This window comes from Streptomyces sp. NPDC092952, from assembly GCF_044754785.1.
In the GTDB taxonomy this organism is placed as follows: domain Bacteria; phylum Actinomycetota; class Actinomycetes; order Streptomycetales; family Streptomycetaceae; genus Streptomyces.
Genome location: NZ_JBIVPT010000005.1, coordinates 98,787 through 116,280 on the forward strand (window position 1 = coordinate 98,787; position 17,494 = coordinate 116,280).

The window sequence follows — 17,494 nt, forward strand, 5'->3', positions numbered from 1 at the left end:
CGTACGTCAGGACTTCTTGCGGAACTTGGAGACCGCCAGCGGCGCGATCACCGCGGTGAGCACCACGGTCCAGCCGAGCGTCACCAGGACCGAGTGGGCGACCGGGCCGCCCATCATCAGCCCGCGCGCCGCGTCGGCCAGGTTGGACAGCGGGTTGTACTCGGTGAACGCCCGCAGCCAGCCCGGCATCGTCTGCGTCGGGGCGAAGATCGAGGAACCGAACTGGAGCGGCATCAGCACCAGCATCCCCATCCCCTGGACGGCCTGCGACGTCTTCATCGTCAGCCCGAGCAGGATGAAGATCCACATGATGGCGGCGCCGAACGCGGCCGACAGCGCGATCGCCCCGATCAGCCCGAGCACCGACTCCTGGAGCTTCATGCCGAGGGCGAAGCCCATGGCCAGCAGGATCAGCGTGGCCACCATCATCCGGCCCAGCTCCACCACGATCTTCGCGATGAGCACCGAGGAACGGGCTATCGGCATCGTCCGGAACCGGTCCATGACGCCCTTGCGGAAGTCGTCGTTGACCCCGGTGCCGACCGCCATGGCGATGTTCATGCCCATCATCGCCATCAGACCGGGGATCAGGTAGTTCAGGTACTCCTGCCGGCCACCGCCCATGCTGCTGCCGACCGAGCCGCCGAAGACGTACACGAACAGCAGCGTGAAGATGACGGGCATCAGCAGCGCGTCGAACATCGACTCCGGATCCTTCTTGATCTGGAGCAGATTGCGTCGCACCAGCGCCCCGATGTGGCGCAGATTGCTCCGCAGCCCGATCCGGCCCTCGTCCCGGACCTCCCTGGGCCGGGCGGAACCGGTGGACGCGGGTGCGGGGGTCAGAGTCGCCGTGCTCATGCCGCGACCTCCTCGGGGATCGTCTCGGCGGCGGAAGAGGACTTCTCGCCGGTGATGGCCAGGAACACCTCGTCCAGGCTGGGCAGCGCGGTGGCGACGTGCGCCAGCGGGAAGCCCCGGGTGCCGAGCAGCCCGATGACGGCGGTCAGCTGCTCGTCGCTGAGGATCGGCACGTACAGCAGCCCCTCGTCCGGGACCGCCTGCGCGCCCGCCACCCCGTCGAGCGAGGCCTCCCGGATCGCCTGCGCCATCGCGGGCAGCTGCGCCGGGTCCGAGGGGCGGATCTGGAGGGTGCGGCCGCCGACCTTCGCCTTCAGCTCGTCGACGCCGCCCCGGGCGATGATGCGGCCCTTGTCGATGACCGTCAGCTCGTTGGCGAGCTGCTCGGCCTCCTCCATGTACTGCGTGGTCAGCAGCACGGTCGCGCCCTCCGCGACCATCCGCTGCACCTCGTCCCAGACCTCGTTGCGGGTCCGGGGGTCCAGGCCGGTCGTCGGCTCGTCCAGGTAGAGGACGGCCGGGTTGCCGATCATCGAGGCGGCCAGGTCGAGCCGGCGCCGCATGCCGCCGGAGTAGTCCATGGCGGCCTTCTTCGCCGCGTCGGTGAGCGAGAAGCGCTCCAGCAGCTCGTCCGCCCTGGCCCGCGCGTCCTTGCGGGACAGATCGAGCAGCCGCCCGATCATGTAGAGGTTCTCCCAGCCGGAGAGCTTCTCGTCGACCGAGGCGTACTGCCCGGTCAGCCCGATCGTCCGGCGCAGCTGCCGGGGCTGCTTCACCACGTCGTAGCCCGCCACCACGGCGTGCCCGGCGTCCGGGACGATCAGCGTGGACAGGCAGCGTACGAGCGTGGTCTTGCCGGCTCCGTTGGGGCCGAGGACACCGAGCACGGTGCCTTCCCGGACGTCGAGGTCCACACCGTCCAGAGCCTTGGTCGAGCCGTAGTGCTTGACCAGACCCCGGACCTCCACGGCGTTCGCGCCGCTCCTGGGGTTCTTGTCGATTCGCGTCATGCCCACCATGGGACCAGCCGCCGCCGACAAGCCGCCGACAGCGGGCCGACAGCCCGCCGATGGGGGATGTCGGCGGGCTGTCGGTGGTGCGGGCAGTGGTCTGCTGGTTCCGCCGGGCGCACGTCCCGGCGGAACCGGACCCGCCTCCTAGGGGGTGTCTGACAAATGCCTGCGGCGTCGCGGGGTCCGGCACGCACGCTCGCGGCGTTGCCGAACCGCCCACGTGGCTCCGCCACGCGGACGCCCCGGCGCCTTGCGACCGCACGCACCGGACCCCGCTCCTTCACCCGCACTCATTTATCAGACCACCCCCTAGTGGAAGGTGTGCTCCGCGGCCGGGAACGCGCCGCCCACGACCTCCTCGGCGAACTCCTTCGCCGCGTCGCCCAGCACCTGGCGCAGGTTCGCGTACTGCTTGGTGAAGCGCGGCACCTTGCCGCCGGTCAGCCCGACCATGTCGGTGTAGACCAGCACCTGCGCGTCGGTGTCCGGACCGGCGCCGATGCCGACGGTCGGGATGTGCAGGGTGCGGGTGACCTCGGCGGCCAGCTCGGCCGGTACGAGCTCCAGCACGACGGCGAACGCCCCGGCGTCCTGCACCGCCTTAGCGTCCCGCAGCAGCTGCTGGGCGGCCTCCTCGCCGCGGCCCTGCACCCGGTAGCCCATCGCGTTGACGGACTGCGGGGTCAGGCCGATGTGGGCCATCACCGGGATGCCCGCCTCGACCAGCAGCCGGATCTGCTCGTGGCTCCGCTCGCCGCCCTCCAGCTTGACCGCGCCGACCCCGGAGTCCTTGATCAGCCGGGTGGCGTTGCGCAGGGCCTGGACGGGGCCCTCCTGGTACGAGCCGAAGGGCAGGTCGGCGACGATCAGGGCACGCCGGGTGCCCCGGACGACGGCGGCCGAGAGGATCGCGATCTCGTCCATCGTGACCGGCACGGTGGTCTCGTAACCGAGATGGCAGTTGCCCATGGAGTCGCCGACGAGCATGACCGGAATGCCGGCCTCGTCGAAGACGGACGCGGTCATCGCGTCGTAGGCGGTGAGCATCGGCCACTTCTCGCCGCGCGCGGTGGCGGCGGTGATGTCGTGGACGGTGATACGGCGGGTGCTCTTTCCTCCGTACAGCGCCTTGCTGCTGTCGGCGGAGGCCCCCGCGGGGGTGGGTACGGACTGGTTTCGCGCAGCCTGAAGCGACATGGCGAACGGCTCCTTCGTCATCTCGAGGCGCCCTGACGGCGTCCCCGGACCGGTTCCATGGTGGCATCCCGTGCCGGTTCCCGTGAAGTGGGTGTCCGTACGGCGGTGACCCGGTGTCCGGCCGCCCCGGGCACCGGGTCAAGACTTTCCAATACGAGACGGTCTCGTATCGGAAATCGGCTACGCTCCTGCCATGTCGATGCCGTCAGGTGCCCGCGCCGCCGCGCCCCGCGTTCCGGAGGCGATCCACCGCCGCCGCTGGGCGATCCTCGTCGTCCTGATGTTCAGCCTGCTCATCGTCGTGCTGGACAACTCGATCCTGAACGTCGCGGTCAAGACCATCGCCAGCCCCGCGCCCACCGGCCTCGGCGCCACCCAGAGCCAGCTGGAGTGGGCGATCAACGCCTACACGCTGGTCTTCGCCGGCCTCCTGTTCACCGCGGGCCTGCTCGGCGACCGCATCGGCCGCAAGAAGGTGCTGCTCTTCGGCATCCTGCTCTTCGGCGCCGGCTCCGCGCTGGCCGCCATGTCCGGCTCGCCCGCCCAGCTGATCACCTGGCGCGCCCTGATGGGCTTCGGCGCCGCGTTCGTGATGCCGGCCACCCTCGCCGTCCTGATGAACGTCTTCGAGCGCGAGGAGCAGCCCCGGGCCATCGGGATATGGGCGGGCAGCGTCGGCGTCGCCATCGCGATCGGCCCGATCACCGGCGGGCTGCTGCTCGAACACTTCTGGTGGGGCTCGATCTTCCTGGTCAACGTGCCGGTGGTGATCGTGGCCCTGACCGCGATGGCCCTGCTGGTGCCCGACTCCAAGGACCCGAACCCGGGCCGGATCGACCCCCTGGGCGTGCTGCTCTCCATCGTCGGCCTGGTGCTGCTGGTGTACGGCATCATCCGCGGCGGCCAGCTCGCCGACTTCACCGACCCGGTGGTGCTGGCGTCGAGCATCGGCGGTCTGCTCGTGCTCGCCGGATTCGTCTGGCACGAGAAGCGCAGCAGCCACCCCGCCATCGACATCGGGTACTTCAAGGACCCGTCCTTCGCCGCGGCCGTCGCCGCCATCGCGCTGATCTTCTTCGCGCTGATGGGGGTGACCTTCTTCTCCGCGTTCTACATGCAGAGCGTGCGCGGCTGGAGCGCGCTGCAGTCCGGGGTGATGCTGCTGCCGCTGGCCGCCTCCCAGATGATCTTCGCGCCCCGGGCCCGGCTGCTCGTGGACCGCTTCGGCGCCCGCGCCACCTGCACCGGGGGCATGCTGCTGGTCGCCGTCGGGCTGTCGTCGTTCACCCTGTTCGACGCCACCACACCGGTCTGGGTGCTGTGCCTGCTCTTCTTCGTCCAGGGCACCGGCATGGCCCATGTGATGACCCCGGTCACCGTCTCGGTGATGCAGTCGCTGCCCCGGGAGAAGGCCGGCTCCGGCTCGGCGATCAACAACACCTTCCGGCAGGTCGGCGGGGCGCTCGGCGTCGCCGTGCTCGGCTCGGTGCTCTCCACCGTCTACCGGCACGGCATCGAGGGCCACCTCGGGGCGGTCCCGGCCGGTGCCCGGGACGCGGCGGGGGAGTCGATCGAGGCGACCCTCGGCATCGCGGACCGGATGGGCCCGGCGGGCGACTCCCTGGCCGCCTCCGCCGACGACGCGTTCCTGAAGGCCATGCACGTCACCGCCGCGGGATCGGCCACCGTGGCCCTGCTGGGCGCCCTGGTCGTCCTGCTGTTCCTGCCCGGGAAGCGGGCGGCGCCGCCCGGACCGGGGGCGGTGGACGGGGCCGCGGACCCCGTCGGCGACAATCGGCCCGGCGGCCGGGCGGTGCGGTGAGAGGCGGAACGACGTGCGGGAACGGGCGGGTACACAGGACCGGGACCACTCCTCGCGGGCCGGTACGACGGCGGAGGCGGAACCGGAACCGCGCCGCGGCCGCCCCCGCAGCGCGGCCGCCGAGCGGGCCATCCTGGACGCCGTTGCCGCGCTGCTGGAGGCGGGCGAGCCGCTGGGCGGCCTGTCCATCGAACGGATAGCCCGCACCGCCGGGGTCGGCAAGGCGACGATCTACCGGCGGTGGAGCGGCAAGGAGGAGCTCTTCGTCGACGTCCTGCGCGACATCGAGCCGCCGGAGCCCGCCGTCTCCGGCACCGCGGGCCTCGCCGACCTGCGCCTGCTCCTGGAGTCGATCCGCGGGCGCGGCCTGGCCCACCGCTCCTCGGCCCTGCTGCACAACGTGTTCGCGCAGATGAAGAGCCACCCCAGACTCTGGGACGAGTACCACCGCAACGTCATCGGCCCCCGCCGCGCCGCCATGACGGCCGCCGTCCGGCGCGCGGTCGAGGCGGGCGAACTCCGCGCCGACCTGGACGTGGAGCTGATGGGCGACCTGTTCCTCGGCCCCATGCTCGTACGCACCGTCCACCGCCCCGACGCGCCGCTGCCCGACGACCTCGCCGACCGGATCGTCCGGACCCTGGTGGAAGGACTGGCGCCGCGCCCGGCCGAAGGGCCCGCCCCGCACCCGGCCGACCTCCGCTGACGCGCCCGGGCCGGAGCGGAATGGCCCGGATGTCCTTGTTCTGTCACAGCCCCCGCCGGACCCGCCCCGGCAGGAACCCACCGGCCCCCACCGTTCGTCCTGGTGGCAGTACGGCCGTCGCGGACGACCGGAAACACGCCGCCCATCGCCTAGGGTCGAGGGCGCGGCGACACGCACGGCAAGGCAGCAGTGAGGACAGCGATGGTGCAGGCGTACGGAGCGGACACCGGGAACGACCGCACGGATCCGGAGCCCGCCGGACCGGGCTCCGGGCCGAGGGGCCTGCGCGCGAGACTGGCCGGCGACCCCGGCATCTGGCGGCGCGGCATCGTGCTCGCCTGCTGCTCCGTCCTCCTCACCCTGGTACTGGCCTTCCACTCCAAGATCCCCAACACCATCGGCAACCTGGGCAGCCTCTCCGAGACCTTCCTGCCGTGGTTCGGGCTCCTCGTGCCGCTGCTGCTGGTCCTGGCCCTGGTGCGCCGCTCGGCCACCGCCCTGGTCGCCCTGCTGCTCCCGGCCGTGGTCTGGCTCAACGCCTTCGGCGGGCTGCTCACCGACAAGACCGGCACCGGCGGCGACCTCACCGTCGCCACCCACAACGTCAACGCCGACAACCCCGACCCCGCGGACACCGCCCGCAAGGTCGCGGCCTCCGGGGCCGACGTCATCGCCCTGGAGGAGCTGCCCACCGGCAAGGTGGCCGCGTACGAGAAGGCCCTCGCCGACAGCTACCCGCACCACTCGGTCCAGGGCACCGTCGGCCTCTGGAGCAAGTACCCGCTGCACGCCACCCGGCCGGTCGACATCAAGATGGGCTGGACCCGGGCGATGCGCTCCACGGTCACCACCCCGAAGGGCGAGGTCGCCGTCTACGTGGCCCACCTGCCGTCCGTCCGCGTCAAGCTGCACGCCGGGTTCACCGCCAACCAGCGCGACGACAGCGCGGACGCCCTGGGCGAGGCCATCGCCGACGAACGCCTCGACCGCGTGATCGTCCTCGGCGACCTCAACGGCACGATGAACGACCGCGCCCTGACGGCGGTCACCTCCCAACTGCGCTCCACCCAGGGCGCCGCGGGCAACGGCTTCGGCTTCAGCTGGCCGGCCTCGTTCCCGATGGCCCGGATCGACCAGATCCTCGTACGGGACGTCGAACCGGTGTCGTCCTGGACGCTGGAGCGGACCGAGAGCGACCACCTCCCGATCGCGGCCCGCGTGAAGCTCTGACCCCTCGACCCGAGCGGGCCGCCCCCGGGGACAGACTTTGTCCTCGGAGGCGGGTGACGGCCCGGTCTGGTCGGGGCGTCTCGCTGTGCGGTGGCACTCGACCGATGCCGGAAGCCGCCCAAGCGCGGGACCCCGGCAGGCCTGGTCGTGGCCTTCCGCTGTTGACACCGGGAGTCGGCCGGTCGTTGACTCACGCGTCCGGTGGACCAGGTGGTGACGTGGCGCGAGGTCTTTACGCGCGGGTCATCGAGAGGGGGAGGGTGTCCGTGCGCAGAAGCAGGAGGAGATCCTTTTTCGGGCGGCGTGTTCTGTCCGTGTGGCTGCTCGGCCTGCTGTTTTCCGTCTCCGTCGTGGGGTGCGGAAGCCAGAGCAGGCTGGGGAAGGCGAAGCATGTGGTCGAAGGTGATCTGTCCGGTCGCTGGACGAGTCGGAGCGGATCCTCTCTCGTCCTGGGTGCGGACGGGAAGTTCTCCGCGGAAAGCCTGAACTCCTCCTACACGAAAGGCGCCGGGATAAAGGTCGTCGCCGAGGAGACGGTGGAAGGCTCCGGCTCGTGGACCTTCGGGGACTACGGCGCCGGGCCCAAAGTGGACCTGAGGTTCACCGGCGGCGGAGTTCTGACCCTTTACGTGGCCGCCCTGGACGGGGACACCGTCATGTGGGCGTGGGTGGACGACGGGGGCCAGTCCGTTCTGGAGAAGCAGGGGCCATGAGAACGGCCGTCCGCCCCTGACCGGTGTCAGGGGCGGACGGCCGTTGGAGCCGGGGCCGCTCAGGCCGACTCGCGCCAGCGGTTGGTGATCGGGAGGCGGCGGTCCTTGCCGAAGCCCTTGGGGGAGATCTTCGTGCCCGGCGGGTACTGGCGGCGCTTGTACTCCGCGGTGTCCACCATCCGCAGCGTCTTCGCCACCAGTTCCGGGTCGAAACCGGCCGCGACGATCTCGGCGAGGCCCTGGTCCCGGTCGACGTACAGCTCCAGGATGCGGTCCAGTACGTCGTAGTCGGGCAGCGAGTCCGTGTCGACCTGGCCGGGGCGCAGCTCGGCGCTGGGCGGCTTGGTGATGGACGCCTCGGGGATCGGCGGGGTCTGCCCACGCTCCTCGGCGGCCCGGTTGCGCCACTTCGCGAGGCGGAAGATCGACGTCTTGTAGACGTCCTTGATCGGGCCGTACGCGCCGACCGAGTCGCCGTAGAGGGTGGAGTAGCCGACCGCCAGCTCGGACTTGTTGCCCGGGGCGAGGACGATCTGGCCCTCCTGGTTGGAGACGGCCATCAGCGTCGTGCCGCGCAGCCGGGACTGGAGGTTCTCCTCCGCGAGCCCGGTGAGCCCCAGCGAGCCCATGTACGCGTCGAACATCGGCTCGATCGGTACGGTGCGGAAGTTCAGCCCGGTGCGGCGGGCCAGCTCGGCCGCGTCGCCCTTGGAGTGGTCCGAGGAGTACTTCGACGGCATGGAGATGCCGTACACGTTCTGCGCGCCCAGCGCGTCGCAGGCGATGGCCGCCACGAGCGCCGAGTCGATCCCGCCGGAGAGCCCGATCAGCACACTGCGGAAGCCGTTCTTCGCGGCGTACGCCCGCAGGCCCACGACCAGCGCCGAGTACAGCTCCTCGTCGTCGTCCAGCCGCTCGGCGTAGCCGCCGGTCAGCTCCGCCGGGTAGGCCGGAAGGGGCTCCTCGGAGAGCACCACGTGGTCGATCCGCAGGCCGTCCTGGACCACCCCGGACGGCGCCTCGGCGGCGGCCGCCGGAAGATCCAGGTCGAGCACCACACTGCCCTCGGCGAACTGCGGGGCGCGGGCGATGACCTCGCCGTCCCGGCCGACGACGATCGAGTCGCCGTCGAAGACCAGCTCGTCCTGGCCGCCGATCATCGCCAGGTACGCGGTGGTGCAGCCGGCCTCCTGGGCCCGCTTGCGGACCAGCTCCAGCCGGGTGTCGTCCTTGTCCCGCTCGTACGGCGAGGCGTTGATCGACAGCAGCAGCCCGGCACCTGCGGCCCGCGCGGCGGGCACCCGGCCGCCGTCCTGCCAGAGGTCCTCGCAGATCGCGAGCGCCACGTCGACGCCGTGCACCCGCACCACCGGCATCGAGTCGCCCGGCACGAAGTACCGGAACTCGTCGAAGACCCCGTAGTTGGGCAGGTGGTGCTTGGCGAACTTCAGCGCCACCTGCCCGCGGTGCAGCACCGCGGCGGCGTTCTGCGGGGCCCCGGCGGGCTGCCCGTAGCGGGGCTGGGCCGTCTCGGAGCGGTCGAGGTAGCCGACCACCACCGGCAGCTCCCCGAACCCCTCCGCGTCGAGCCGGGCGGCGAGCGCGAGCAGTGCCCGCCGGGACGCCTCGACGAAGGACGGGCGCAGCGCCAGGTCCTCGACGGGGTAGCCGGTCAGCACCATCTCAGGGAACGCCACCAGGTGGGCGCCCTGTTCGGCGGAGTGCCGGGTCCAGTGGACGATCGCCTCGGTGTTGCCGGCGAGATCGCCGACGGTCGAGTCGATCTGATTCAGTGCGAGACGTAGTTGAGGCACGGGCACCAGTGTAATCGTCTGACTGACGCAATGTCCGCGCGGGCCGCGGAACGGTCGCCGCGGCCCGCCGGGGCCCCGCCCGGTGGCGGATCAGGTCCGGTAGCCGAGGACGGTCATCATGCCCATGTCCGAGTGGTAGATGTTGTGGCAGTGCAGCATCCACAGCCCCGGGTTGTTCGCCTCGAACTCGACGCCCAGGGAGCTGTTCGGCCGGACGATCGCGGTGTCCTTGCGCGCCCAGTGCGACCGGCCCCGCTCGGTGGACCAGTGGCGCCGCCCGGCCGGGCCGACCACGCCGAAGGAGTGCCCGTGCAGATGGATCGGGTGCCACATCTCCGTGGCGTTGTAGAACTCCAGCCGGACCCGCTCGCCCGCCCGCACCGGGTGGCGCTGGTGCGGGTTGTACGGATCGTGGTTGAAGGCCCAGTTGTAGTCCCGCATGTTGCCGGTCAGCTTGAACCGGAGGGTCCGGTCGAACCCGCGCCCGGGCAGCTCCACCGACTCGTCCGGCCTCAGGTCGAACGCCTCGACCAGCCGCCCGTCCAGCTCCTTGGGGCGGACGTTCGCGGCGGGGGCGGTCCCCTTGCCGGTGCGGAGCAGGGCCAGCGCCGTGGCGTTCTTGCCCTCCGCCAGCGCGGTCAGCGGGAAGACTCCGTCGCCCGCGGTGACCACCACGTCGTACCGCTCGCCCATGCCCAGCAGCAGGGCGTCGGTCGTGGCGTGCCGGACCGGGTAGCCGTCGGTGTGGGTGACCGTCATCCGGTGGCCGCCGAGCGCCACCCGGAAGGCGGTGTCGCCGCCCGCGTTGATGATCCGGATGCGGATGCGCTCGCCGGGCTTGGCCGTGAAGGTGGTGGGGGCCTTCGGGACGCGCCCGTTGATCAGGTAGTACGGGTAGGCGACGTCGCCCCCGTGGCTGCCGAGCAGCTTGCTGTACGAGTGCTTCTCCAGCCGCGAGGGCCCGCTGAGCGGCTTCCCGCCGTTGGACTTGGCGGGCTTCCCGGGCGCGCCGTGCGCGCCCGCGCCGTGGCTCATGCCGTGGCCCATGCCGCCCCGGCCGTGGCTCAGCTCGTTCATCACCGAGTCGGGCGTCGAGCCGTCCACCCCGTCGACCCAGTCGTCGAGGACGACGACCCACTCCTTGTCGTACTTCAGGGGCTCCTTCGGGTCGTCGACGATCAGGGGCGCGTACAGCCCCCGGTCCTGCTGGACGCCCGTGTGCGGGTGGAACCAGAACGTCCCGGCGTGCGGCACGGTGAACCGGTAGGAGTACTCGGTCTTCGGCCCGATCGGCGCCTGGGTCACCTCGGGGACGCCGTCCATGTTGTTCCGGACGTTGAGGCCGTGCCAGTGCAGTGACGTTTCCGCGGGGAGGTTGTTGGCCAGGGTGAGCGCCAGGGTGTCGCCCATGGTGACCCGGAGCTCCTTGCCGGGGAGCCGGCCGTCGTACGCCCAGGAGCCGACGGTGAGCCCGCCCAGGTCGAGCTGGGCGGGGGCGGCGACCAGGCTCACCTTCCGCAGCGGGCCGACGCCCCGCTTGGCCTCGGCCGCGGCCACCTCCGGCCCGTCGGGGGAGACGTACTCGCCCTTCGAGCGCTTGCCGGGGCCGCCCCCGCGGTTCGCGCCGCCGTTGCCCGTACCGCCGGCGGCCGGGCCGTCGGTCTTCCGGCCGTCGTGGCCGCTGCCGGAGTCGCCGGAGCAGCCGGCCAGTGCCGCCGCACCCGCGGTGGCGACGGCGGCGCCGAGCACGGCGCGCCTGGTGGGGGAAGTACGCATGACGGAGTGCACCTCGGAGTCTGTTCGGTGGGTCTGGCTGCTGGGGGAGGGGGAGGCGCGCCCCTTCTATATCAGCGAACCGAACAGGTGCGACTGTCCGTATGTCGTACGTCCACACAGGGTCATGCCGAGCACACTACCCCCGCCGGGTATCACTCGCGCGCCGAGCGGCCGCGCGTCCCGCGACCGTGTCCGTACGGCCCCGGTGGCGGGAGGACGTGCCACGGCCCGGAACCCCTCGGAGGAGGGTTCCGGGCCGTGGCCGCGGGACGGGTGCGCCGGCGCGGTCAGCCGTGCGCGTAGACCTGCGCCGCCCAGCCGGCGATCTGCTCGTCGCTGAGGTGCTGCGCCAGGTCGGCCTCGCTGATCATGCCGATCAGCTTCTTGTTCTCGACCACCGGGAGCCGGCGGATGCGGTGCGTCTGCATCTCCTCCAGCACCGTCTCCACCTCCGCCTCGGCGTCGATCCAGCGCGGCGTGCCATGGGCGAGGTCGCCCGCCGTCATCTTCGCCGGATCGTGGCCCATGGCCACGCAGCCGACCACGATGTCGCGGTCCGTGAGGATGCCGATCATCCGGTCCTGCTCGCCGTTGGCCGAGATGGGCAGCGCGCCGACCTTGTGGTCGCGCATCAGCTGCGCGGCCCGGTCGAGCGTCTCGTGCGCGGGGATCCAGGTGGCCCCGGTGTGCATGATGTCCTTGGCGGTGGTCATGAGGGATTCCTCCTGCGTGCCGATGGGCATGCCGTACGCCCCCGAGCGAACCCATCGTCATGGGTCCGTTCGGGGGATGCGACCGCTATCACCCGTTCGGGTGTATCTGGCGCCTTTCGCGCACGCTCGGGGCCGCTCGGAACACGCTCCGCAGCCGGAGGGGACCCCTCAGGGGCGGGGTGCGGCCCCGCGCGCGGTCAGCATGCCGGCCATCGCGTCCAGCTCCGACTGCTGAGCCTCGACCATCCCTCGGGCCAGCCGCCGCTCCGCGGGCACCGCGCACAGCTCGGCGCAGCCGCGGGCCATGTCGATGCCGCCCTTGTGGTGGTCGGTCATCAGCTGGAGGTAGAGCACCTCGGCGGCCCGGCCGCTCGCCTTCCGGAGCCGGTCCAGCTCCGTCCGGGTGGCCATGCCGGGCATCAGGGAGCCGTCGTGCGGCCGGTACGCGGTGCCCGGCTCGCCCGCCCCGGTCATCCCGGGCATGTCCGCCATCGGGTGCTCCGCGTGCCCGGCCGACATCCACGCCATCGGCGGGCCGGACACCGCCTTCGGCAGCTCCCACAGGTCCAGCCAGCCGAGCAGCATGCCGCGCTGGTTGGCCTGCGTGTTGACGATGTCGTACGCGAGCCGGCGCACCTCCTCGTCCCGTGTGCGGTCGCGCACGACGAAGGACATCTCCACCGCCTGCTGGTGGTGGACGGCCATGTCACGGGCGAACCCGGCGTCCGCCGAGTCCACCGAGGGCGGGCCCGCCGCCGTGGCGCGGTGGTCCGTACCGCTCCCGCTCCCGTCCCCGTGCGCGGAGGCGACCGTCGCCACCCCCGCGCAGAGCAGTGCGAGCGCCGCGACGGAGGCCGCCGCCCGCCGGCCGCGGCGTACGCGCCTCACGCGCTCCGGCCCGGTCACGGCGCCTCCAGCCCGCCCGAGCACGTGGCACCGGGCTCGGGGGTCTGCGGCCCCTGGACGAACTGCGAGAAGAACTGGTCGACCCTGGGGTCGTCGGCGCCGTCCACCGTCAGCTGCTTGCCCCAGGCGGTCAGCATGATCGTCCCGGACTGGTCCGCGTACGGGCTCATCAGCGAGTACGGCGTCCTGGACACCCGTTCGGAGAGCTTGTCCAGATCGGCGCGCGGCGCCTTGGCGGTGTAGGTCACCCACACCGATCCGTGCTCCAGCGCGTGCACGGCGTTCACGTCGGGGATCGCCTTCGGGTAGACCGCGCCGTCGCAATTCATCCAAACGGGGTTGTGGTCACCCCCGACCGGAGGCTTCATCGGGTACGTGACGGGACCGTTGACGTGATTGCGGGTCAGCTTCGACGCGTCCCAGCTCCGCAGCCCCTCGATCTTCCCGTCCGGCTTGCCGGTGGGGCCGCCGTGCCCGGTCGCGGGCGCCTTGCCGTCGCCCATCGCGCCGTCGGCAGGCGTGGACGGCTTCTGCTCGGACGCCTCGGACGTGGTCAGCACCAGATAGGAGCCGAAGCCGACCAGGCCCAGGACGACGAGCACGCTCAGACCTATGGCCAGGGCGCGGTCGCGGCGACCGCCGGGGCGGTAGGCGTCCTGCGGCTGGTCCACGGGGTTGTGCGGGGCGAAGCTCATGGCGTCAGGTCCTTCTGCGAAGGGGCGGTCACGGACAGGGACACCGGCGTGCGCGGGACCGTCGCGAAGACGCTTCGCCCCCGGCGCGCCGTGGGCGCCGATCGTAGTGGGTGGCCGGGTGCTCCATCTCACTCCGTGTGCGTAATCTGGGTGAAATCCCGGGTCGTGACACTGGAGCTCCTCCCCCTGTCCCGGGCGGTGGTGCACGGACCGTCTGAACTGCAAGGATGTGGCTATGGACAAGCAGCAGGAATTCGTCCTCAGGACGCTTGAGGAGCGCGACATCCGCTTCGTGCGGCTGTGGTTCACCGACGTCCTCGGCTACCTCAAGTCCGTCGCCGTGGCCCCCGCCGAGCTGGAGCAGGCGTTCGACGAAGGCATCGGCTTCGACGGCTCCGCCATCGAGGGCTTCGCCCGGGTGTACGAGTCCGACATGATCGCCAAGCCGGACCCGGGCACCTTCCAGATCCTGCCGTGGCGGGCCGAGGCCCCGGGCACCGCCCGGATGTTCTGCGACATCCTGATGCCGGACGGCTCGCCGTCCTTCGCCGACCCGCGCTACGTCCTCAAGCGCATCCTCGCCAAGACCTCCGACCTGGGCTTCACCTTCTACACCCACCCGGAGATCGAGTTCTTCCTGCTGAAGGACAAGCCGGTCGACGGCAGCCGCCCCACCCCCGCCGACAGCTCCGGCTACTTCGACCACACCCCGCAGAACGTCGGCATGGACTTCCGCCGCCAGGCGATCACCATGCTCGAATCCATGGGCATCTCGGTCGAGTTCAGCCACCACGAGGGCGCCCCCGGGCAGCAGGAGATCGACCTGCGGTACGCGGACGCGCTCTCCACCGCCGACAACGTCATGACCTTCCGGCTGGTGATGAAGCAGGTCGCGCTGGAGCAGGGTGTGCAGGCGACCTTCATGCCGAAGCCGTTCTCCGAGTACCCCGGCTCGGGGATGCACACCCACCTCTCGCTCTTCGAGGGCGACCGCAACGCCTTCTACGAGTCGGGCGCCGAGTACCAGCTCTCCAAGGTCGGCCGCTCCTTCATCGCCGGTCTGCTCACCCACGCGGCGGAGATCTCCGCCGTCACCAACCAGTGGGTCAACTCCTACAAGCGGATCTGGGGCGGCTCCTCCCGCGCCGCGGGCGCCGGCGGCGAGGCACCCTCGTACATCTGCTGGGGCCACAACAACCGCTCCGCGCTCATCCGCGTCCCGATGTACAAGCCGGGCAAGACCGGCTCCTCCCGGGTGGAGGTCCGCTCCATCGACTCCGGCGCCAACCCGTACCTGACGTACGCGGTGCTGCTCGCCGCGGGCCTCAAGGGCATCGAGGAGGGCTACGAGCTCCCGCCCGGCGCCGACGACGACGTCTGGGCGCTCTCCGACGCGGAGCGCCGCGCGATGGGCATCGAGCCGCTCCCGCAGAACCTGGGCGAGGCGATCGCGCTGATGGAGAAGAGCGAACTGGTCGCCGAGACCCTCGGCGAGCACGTCTTCGACTTCTTCCTGCGCAACAAGAAGCAGGAGTGGGAGGAGTACCGCTCCGAGGTCACCGCCTTCGAGCTGAAGAACCTGCTGCCGGTGCTGTAACCGCAGGTCAGGCGCCCAGAGACCAGAAAGCGGGCGGGCCACCCGGTTCAACCGAGGTGACCCGCCCGCAGTCATGATCAGCTCTGGGCCGTCTGTGGGCCGTCAGGCCCGAACGGGCGGCCCAAGTACACCTTGTCCATGGCGACGCGGGCCCGCCCCTCGCTGCTCGGGAGGAGGTGCGTGTACGTCCGGAGAGTGAACCCGGGGTCGGTGTGCCCGAGGTACGTACTCAATGCCTTGATGTTCTCCCCGGCGTCCAGGAGCACGGACGCGTAGAAGTGCCGCAGCGCGTGCATCCCGTGCTCTCGCGCGGCGGTATGGCGCTTGCCCGGTTCGGCCGGCGGAATGACGTCGGCCGCGACGAGGGCGGACTTCCAGAGTCGAGTATTGAAGTCGGTACGCCTTACCGCGCCCTTGCCGTCCGGCCGCACGAAGAGGAGGCGCTTGGTGACCGGCTTTCCGTCCGGGCGTGCCCACGGCAGGGTCACAGCCAGGGGAGGGAAGTCTGCCAGGTGCTTCTTCAACGCGTCGGCCACCTGAGGTGACAGAGGTGCGTCCCGCACCTTTTGTCGCTTGGGCAAGGCGAACACCAACTCGCCCTGCACTAATTTGACTTGGTATCCGACGTGCACCCATCCTGCGCCGAATCGGATCTCCTCCTCAGACAAGCCGAAGATCTCACCCTGGCGAAGGCCGCAACCCGCACCGAGATCGACCATCGCCCGGTACTGCTCAGGCAGCGCGCTCTGCACCGCAAAGACTCGGCCGGCACACCAGGGCGCGACCTGTTGAGGATTGCGTGCCGGGCCCGTACGGTGCTGGCACTGCATGGGTTCTTGCGAATAAACCGAGGAGTTGCGGTGGTGAGCAACAACTCTGCCCAGTGCGTGAGGGCCTTTTTGGACCGTCATGGGTTGGGGGGATACATCGCCGCGATCGTGGGCCGCCCGTCGGAGCAGCCGCATCTCATGAAGCCGAACCCGTATCCGCTGATCCACGCCGCTGAACTGATGCACGTAGACGTCTCTGTATGCACTCTGATCGGTGACTCAGTGACTGACATCCAAGCCGCGCGGGCTGCTGGAGCCAGCGTGATCGGCTACGCCAACAAGCCCACCAAGGCCGAAACGTTCGCTTCGCTGGGTGCCAACGCCATCACCTATGAGATGCAGGCCATCGCGGACGCCCTCTCCGTCGGGCAGATCTCCTAGCCAGCACCCAGACCGGGTTACAGGTTTCTCTACCTCATCAAGGTGCCCGCGCAAGGCGCGGGCTGGCCCCTTGGGCCTGGCCCTCAGCGCCTTCGGCGCCAGGGCCCGCCCCAGTGGTCTCAGCAACTATTCTGGCCTTGAGGCGAGAACCAATCCGCGGGTTAAGGATATGCCTCCGGCGGGGGCGCTCAGACTCCGGGATGGACGGGGCGCCGTTCGCGAGTGCCGGCCGGAGCGTGGCGAGCGTCGTGGGCTCCCATCCCGACCACCTTCGACCCAGGCAGAGCCGAGCAGTCGCGGCCCAGGGCGTCAAGCTCGTTCGTACAGTGGCGCGCTCCACCTTGACGCCCTGAACCACGACCGCTCCACGGTGTGTGGGTCGAAGGCGGACTGGATGGGAGCTGGGGTGAGTGGTGGGCTGATGGGGAGCACGCACCGCGCCATTTCATGACTTGCGTCACACTGCCCGCCCGTCGGATAGCTTGCTGTCGCCACTTAGTCGATGAGACACAGGGTTTGCAGCTTCCCAAATTAGGAAGCTCCTAACTTTCGGATCTGCGCCCTACCAGCGCGTTTTCAATCGCTACCTTGTTGTACGTACAGCCTTATCGACATTTATGGCGGCCGAGTAAATTGGCAGTCGGAAAGCGTGAAAGGGAGGGGGTAGGTGCGCGCATACCCGACGGCCGTGCCATGGGCCATGATGCATTCACCAAGCAAGAGGGCCACCTCACCGGCTGAGTTAGGCGCCCGGACGGTGAAGGTGGCCACAAGCCTCAGGAGGCTCAACATGAGTCTGACGCATTGTGCCCGTCAGTCAAGCGCATGGTTCTTCCTTCGACTGGTGGTGATCGCGATCATTGTCGTGATCATTCACGTGTACCCGGCGATCTCCGGCTTCGTGCGTAGCACGGGGGAGGCGCTCGCACTCTCGGCCTTCCTTGCCGAGATGGGGGCCGCCCTCAAGGATCCGGCTACCGGCATGCTCCGTAACATCAGGTCGGCTTTGCCCACCCTCAGCTAGGCCAGGCGGCGCGGTTCCCCGTGCCACACCCGCGCTGGATGGCTGGATGGGCGGGGGCTCGCGGGGAACTGTGGCTGCCAGCAGGGACCACAGTAGACAGCGCTCCGGGCCGTCTCGGGGCCGTGGAAGGTCGCTCAACGATGAACAACGCTGACAACCACTAACAGCTCGACAGCAGGTCGCAGCGCCGCTCAGTGCGTGACCGCAGGTCAGAAA

The 17,494-nt window shown here is 70.4% G+C and carries 16 protein-coding genes; 7 read left to right on the plus strand and 9 right to left on the minus strand.

Features of this window, described 5'->3' with window-relative positions; translation table 11 throughout:
- Positions 1-6 precede the first annotated feature (6 nt).
- The 3 genes from ACIQGQ_RS14485 to panB form a co-directional block, all read right to left on the minus strand.
- Positions 7-861, minus strand: a complete 855-nt coding sequence (locus ACIQGQ_RS14485; RefSeq protein ID WP_402395071.1) for an ABC transporter permease — start codon at positions 859-861, stop codon at positions 7-9.
- Positions 858-1,880, minus strand: coding sequence for an ATP-binding cassette domain-containing protein (locus ACIQGQ_RS14490; RefSeq protein WP_402395073.1), 1,023 nt, complete (start codon positions 1,878-1,880; stop codon positions 858-860). Before ACIQGQ_RS14490 ends, ACIQGQ_RS14485 begins: the two co-directional genes overlap by 4 nt.
- Positions 1,881-2,183: 303 nt before the next feature.
- Positions 2,184-3,071: a 3-methyl-2-oxobutanoate hydroxymethyltransferase gene (gene panB, locus ACIQGQ_RS14495; RefSeq protein ID WP_402395076.1), complete on the minus strand. Its 888-nt coding sequence runs from the start codon at positions 3,069-3,071 to the stop codon at positions 2,184-2,186.
- 193 nt (positions 3,072-3,264) lie between these two features.
- Between panB and ACIQGQ_RS14500 the strand changes: the two genes are divergently transcribed.
- The 4 genes from ACIQGQ_RS14500 (at position 3,265) to ACIQGQ_RS14515 (ending at position 7,542) form a co-directional block, all read left to right on the plus strand.
- Positions 3,265-4,893, plus strand: coding sequence for an MFS transporter (locus ACIQGQ_RS14500; RefSeq protein ID WP_402395079.1), 1,629 nt, complete (start codon positions 3,265-3,267; stop codon positions 4,891-4,893).
- Between the two features lie 13 nt (positions 4,894-4,906).
- Entirely contained in the window at positions 4,907-5,599 is a 693-nt protein-coding gene (locus ACIQGQ_RS14505; RefSeq protein WP_402395082.1) for a TetR/AcrR family transcriptional regulator, read from the plus strand.
- Positions 5,600-5,800: 201 nt separating this feature from the next.
- Positions 5,801-6,829: an endonuclease/exonuclease/phosphatase family protein gene (locus tag ACIQGQ_RS14510; RefSeq protein WP_402395085.1), complete on the plus strand. Its 1,029-nt coding sequence runs from the start codon at positions 5,801-5,803 to the stop codon at positions 6,827-6,829.
- A 218-nt stretch (positions 6,830-7,047) separates the two neighbouring features.
- Positions 7,048-7,542, plus strand: coding sequence for a hypothetical protein (locus tag ACIQGQ_RS14515; RefSeq protein WP_402395088.1), 495 nt, complete (start codon positions 7,048-7,050; stop codon positions 7,540-7,542).
- Positions 7,543-7,601: 59 nt separating this feature from the next.
- On the opposite strand, the gene ACIQGQ_RS14520 is transcribed toward ACIQGQ_RS14515, so the two are convergent.
- The 5 genes from ACIQGQ_RS14520 to ACIQGQ_RS14540 form a co-directional block, all read right to left on the minus strand.
- Complete coding sequence (locus ACIQGQ_RS14520) at positions 7,602-9,356, minus strand: NAD+ synthase (RefSeq protein ID WP_352277668.1); 1,755 nt, start codon at positions 9,354-9,356, stop codon at positions 7,602-7,604.
- A gap of 90 nt (positions 9,357-9,446) precedes the next feature.
- Positions 9,447-11,132: a multicopper oxidase family protein gene (locus tag ACIQGQ_RS14525; protein ID WP_402395091.1), complete on the minus strand. Its 1,686-nt coding sequence runs from the start codon at positions 11,130-11,132 to the stop codon at positions 9,447-9,449.
- Between the two features lie 287 nt (positions 11,133-11,419).
- Positions 11,420-11,845, minus strand: a complete 426-nt coding sequence (locus ACIQGQ_RS14530; RefSeq protein ID WP_366297928.1) for a CBS domain-containing protein — start codon at positions 11,843-11,845, stop codon at positions 11,420-11,422.
- Between the two features lie 168 nt (positions 11,846-12,013).
- A complete protein-coding gene (locus ACIQGQ_RS14535) occupies positions 12,014-12,733 on the minus strand; it encodes a DUF305 domain-containing protein (protein ID WP_402395095.1) in 720 nt (239 codons plus the stop codon).
- Positions 12,734-12,747: 14 nt separating this feature from the next.
- A complete protein-coding gene (locus ACIQGQ_RS14540; protein WP_402395098.1) occupies positions 12,748-13,446 on the minus strand; it encodes a DUF3105 domain-containing protein in 699 nt (232 codons plus the stop codon).
- A gap of 235 nt (positions 13,447-13,681) precedes the next feature.
- On the opposite strand from ACIQGQ_RS14540, the gene glnA reads away from it, so the two are divergent.
- On the plus strand, positions 13,682-15,043 hold the full coding sequence (glnA, locus tag ACIQGQ_RS14545) for a type I glutamate--ammonia ligase (protein WP_366297929.1): 1,362 nt from the start codon (positions 13,682-13,684) through the stop codon (positions 15,041-15,043).
- A gap of 77 nt (positions 15,044-15,120) precedes the next feature.
- Here the strand turns inward: glnA and ACIQGQ_RS14550 are convergent, their stop codons facing one another.
- Positions 15,121-15,795, minus strand: coding sequence for a tyrosine-type recombinase/integrase (locus tag ACIQGQ_RS14550; RefSeq protein ID WP_402395102.1), 675 nt, complete (start codon positions 15,793-15,795; stop codon positions 15,121-15,123).
- A 108-nt stretch (positions 15,796-15,903) separates the two neighbouring features.
- Here ACIQGQ_RS14550 and ACIQGQ_RS14555 point away from each other — a divergent pair, with 108 nt between their 5' ends.
- Positions 15,904-16,254, plus strand: a complete 351-nt coding sequence (locus ACIQGQ_RS14555; protein WP_402395105.1) for an HAD family hydrolase — start codon at positions 15,904-15,906, stop codon at positions 16,252-16,254.
- A 790-nt stretch (positions 16,255-17,044) separates the two neighbouring features.
- Positions 17,045-17,278, plus strand: coding sequence for a hypothetical protein (locus ACIQGQ_RS14560; RefSeq protein WP_402395108.1), 234 nt, complete (start codon positions 17,045-17,047; stop codon positions 17,276-17,278).
- Positions 17,279-17,494 lie beyond the last annotated feature (216 nt).

Excerpts from the sequence above, each read along its gene's own strand:
- ACIQGQ_RS14485 (WP_402395071.1), bottom strand. The coding sequence starts at position 861 with ATGAGCACGGCGACTCTGACCCCCGCACCCGCGTCCACCGGTTCCGCC.
- panB (WP_402395076.1), bottom strand. The coding sequence starts at position 3,071 with ATGTCGCTTCAGGCTGCGCGAAACCAGTCCGTACCCACCCCCGCGGGG.
- ACIQGQ_RS14560 (WP_402395108.1), top strand. The coding sequence starts at position 17,045 with ATGAGTCTGACGCATTGTGCCCGTCAGTCAAGCGCATGGTTCTTCCTT.
- ACIQGQ_RS14540 (WP_402395098.1), bottom strand. The coding sequence starts at position 13,446 with ATGAGCTTCGCCCCGCACAACCCCGTGGACCAGCCGCAGGACGCCTAC.
- ACIQGQ_RS14510 (WP_402395085.1), top strand. The coding sequence starts at position 5,801 with ATGGTGCAGGCGTACGGAGCGGACACCGGGAACGACCGCACGGATCCG.
- ACIQGQ_RS14490 (WP_402395073.1), bottom strand. The coding sequence starts at position 1,880 with ATGGTGGGCATGACGCGAATCGACAAGAACCCCAGGAGCGGCGCGAAC.
- ACIQGQ_RS14500 (WP_402395079.1), top strand. The coding sequence starts at position 3,265 with ATGTCGATGCCGTCAGGTGCCCGCGCCGCCGCGCCCCGCGTTCCGGAG.
- glnA (WP_366297929.1), top strand. The coding sequence starts at position 13,682 with ATGGACAAGCAGCAGGAATTCGTCCTCAGGACGCTTGAGGAGCGCGAC.
- ACIQGQ_RS14525 (WP_402395091.1), bottom strand. The coding sequence starts at position 11,132 with ATGCGTACTTCCCCCACCAGGCGCGCCGTGCTCGGCGCCGCCGTCGCC.
- ACIQGQ_RS14530 (WP_366297928.1), bottom strand. The coding sequence starts at position 11,845 with ATGACCACCGCCAAGGACATCATGCACACCGGGGCCACCTGGATCCCC.